Annotated in this window: 2 protein-coding genes; both read left to right on the top strand. The window is 40.3% G+C overall.

Features of this window, described 5'->3' with window-relative positions; all coding sequences use genetic code 11:
• Positions 1 to 2,009, top strand: a 2,009-nt coding sequence (locus tag E1176_RS03690; RefSeq protein ID WP_222933071.1) for a PAS domain-containing sensor histidine kinase, incomplete at its 5' end; no start/stop codon positions are given.
• A 24-nt stretch (positions 2,010 to 2,033) separates the two neighbouring features.
• Positions 2,034 to 3,401: sensor histidine kinase (locus E1176_RS03685; RefSeq protein ID WP_155209222.1), on the top strand; the 1,368-nt coding region annotated here is incomplete at its 3' end.

Below are 3,401 nucleotides of genomic sequence, written 5' to 3'. Positions count from 1 at the left end.
CAGAAAATCTTTGTTGTAAAGTAGAACTTGTGTGTATGTCATTAGCTCGTCAACTTATTCCCATTACAGATCGTGTAGAGGATAAACTTTTAGTGATGAGTATGGCTGTACTTGCCACGCTCACAGTGTTTTTAGATTCAAATTATCCATTGGGAGTGGCGGCTGGCATTCCTTATATACTGATCGTTTTAATATCTTTTGAATATAAAAATCAGCCCTTCATTCTTTTAACTGCAACATTCTGCTCTGCACTTACAGCTGTTGGATTCTATTTTTCTACATATAGCATTTCGCCCGAAATGATGTTCGTCAATCGATTAGTAATTTTTGGTACAATATGGATTACTACCGGCCTGCTCATCTCGCTAAGCCGTCAACGTAGGGTACTTATAGAAGGCAATAAAGATTATGACAAAACGGTCAATGAGCTTGAGCAAGTAATGGAAGAGCTCGAAAGTAAAAAATCTGCCCTTGAAGAAACTGAGCAGATTTTCAGAAAAGTAATCAATCACTCCCCTATTGGTATCGCACTCATCGACCTGGAAGGCATTTGTATAGAAGCCAATGCAGCGCTTTGCCAAATTTTAGGCTATTCGCAACAAGAGTTACACGGGACAGACTTCAGGTCATTAGGCCACTCAGAAAGCAGAGGTGAAAACTCAGAGAAAAGAACCCTCCTTTTACACGATGAAATTAAAACCTACGAAATAATCCAGCGCTATAAACACTTCGAAGGCAAGTACATCTGGTGTCAGGAAAATGTATCTCTAATAAGAGATGAGAATAACGAACCGTCTTACTTTATCACCCAAATACAAGACATTACAGAACGAAAAAAGGCCGAGGCCAAGGTCAGCACTTTTAATAAGCGACTTGAGAAAAAAGTCGCGCAACGCACCAAAGAATTAAAAAGAGCAAAAGAGCAGTTTGAGGACCTATATCATAACTCACCCGATATGTATGCCTCAGTGAGTACAAAAACAAAATGTATTACAGCCTGCAACGATACCTTTCTCAAAAACACCGGCTATAAAAGAAGTGATGTTATCGACCAACCCTATAAAAAATTCTACCACTCCGACTGCTACCCCGCTATAGAGGTGGCGCTGCAAGAGTTTTTTAAGAACGAAGAAGTAAAAAACGCAGAGCTGATACTACTGGATAAGGCCGGAAACAAAGTTGATGTCCTGCTCAATGTTACAGCCATAAAAGATGATGAAGGCAACATAATAGAAAGTCGCTCTTGCTGGAAAGACATTACCAAACGAAAGCAAGCCGAGCAAGAAGTGCTGGAACTCAACAATCAACTCAAAATAAGATTAGAAAACCTCGACACCGTAAATAAGGAGTTAGAATCATTTAGCTATTCAGTATCGCATGACCTACGCTCACCGCTGCGCACAATTCACGGCTTTTGCGAAGCTCTGGAAGAAGACTATAGCGATCAGCTTCCGGATAAGGCGAGAGATTACCTGCGTAGGGTTGTAGGGGCTAGTAAGAGAATGGGGCAGCTCATCGATGACATTCTGAATCTATCACGGATCTCAAGAAAAGATTTTAAAGCAACAGAAATAGATATTACTGTGCTGGCAAAAGAAGTGGGGCGTGAGCAAATGCAACTGGCGCATTCTAATGCCACAATCGAAGTAGAGGATGGCTTGAGGGCAAAAGGAGATATCGGCCTTATAAAAATTGCTTTTGAAAATTTAATTGGCAACAGTATTAAATATGCCGACAAGGAGCGTCCACTCAAAATTGAAATCGGCTCAAAATCTATCAATGATATCACTACGTATTTTGTAAAAGACAATGGTGTTGGTTTCGACATGAACTATGTCGACAAGCTTTTTGGTGCTTTTCAACGCCTGCACTCTGACAAAGAATTTTCCGGAACAGGGATTGGCCTTGCCACGGTAAACCGGATCATCAGTAGACATAATGGGCGTATCTGGGCTGAGAGTGAAATTGATAAAGGCTCTACCTTCTACTTCACATTATTGAAAAAATAACAGCAAGCATTAGCTCTTGTACTTATGGAAAAAGAACTAAACATACTTGTAGTTGAAGATTCAGAAAACGACTATTTACTCCTGTTGCGAGAGCTGGAGAAAGTCCACTTTAATGTGAAAGGTTTTCGTGTGGAAGACTCAAAAGAACTAAACGATGCACTTGAGAGTAGGCCTTATGATATTATTATAAGTGACAACAATTTACCTAGCCTAAACGCACCTAAAGCACTTGAAATCTCACGGGAGAAATCCAGTGCGCCATTTATTATCGTTTCCGGAACCATAAGCGAAGAGGCAGCCGTAAGTGCGATGCGCATGGGCGCAAGCGATTATATATTTAAAGGCAACTTAAGCAGGTTATTACCCGCCATAAGAAGAGAATTAAAAGATGTAGAAAACCGGGAAAAGAGGCATCAGGCAGAAGTTGCTCTTCAGCGCTCAGAAGAACAGTTTAAAACACTTGCAGAAAGTATTGGCGACATGTTCTTTGCCCTAAATCAGGACTTGTATTGTATCTACTGCAACAGCCAGGCTGCTAAAAAAATGGTTGTTGAAGAAGGTACCGCAGTAGGTAAACACATACATCAGCTCCTTCCCTACTTACCTAAAAAAGCCGAGAAGAGCATTTTAATCACACTTAACGAAGGTGAAAAATCTTCAGTAACCGTTGAGCTTGATGATGCCAACAAAACCTATGCAGAAATTACCTGCTACCCATTTAGTCATGGTGTCTCGATCATCATGAAAGATATAACACAAATACGTAAGACCGCTATCAAACTTAAAAAGGCAAATCGTGAGCTTTCTACATTTATGTATCGATTATCTCATGACCTTAAAGGGCCTGTAGCCTCAATGATGGGTCTGGTAGACCTCGCCAGCAAAGATCTTGAGGGCGAAACAGCTCAGGATTATTGCATCATGCTCGATAAATGTGCAAAAAACCTCAAGACTGTCTTAGAAAGCCTCCTCGATATCACAAAAATAAAAGCTGGTGATTTAAATGTTGAGAATGTAAGCCTAAGACACACAACCCATGACGTCTTAGAAAGACTACAATATATCATTGACGAAAATAGCGCTCAGGTAATAATGCCTGAGGAAGACGTAAATCTCTGTATTGACCCCATATTTCTGACAAGTATAATTCAAAATCTTACTGAAAATGCTATCAAATATGGCGGGAAGAAAAACCTTAAACCCATAGTTACATTTAGCTGGAAAGAAAAACATGACCACGTAGCAATTGAAGTAGCAGACAATGGCCCGGGCATTGATAAAGCATTGAAAAAGAAAATCTTCGATATGTTTTATAGAGCCGATGAGACCAAGTCTGGCAGTGGACTGGGACTTTATATCGTAAAAAATGCTGTCGATACTATCGGAGGGTCT

The organism is Fulvivirga aurantia, from assembly GCF_009711475.1.
GTDB classification, from domain to species: Bacteria; Bacteroidota; Bacteroidia; order Cytophagales; family Cyclobacteriaceae; genus Fulvivirga; species Fulvivirga aurantia.
The sequence above is the reverse complement of the archived record's forward strand: the minus strand, read 5'-3'. Positions and strand labels throughout refer to the sequence as shown.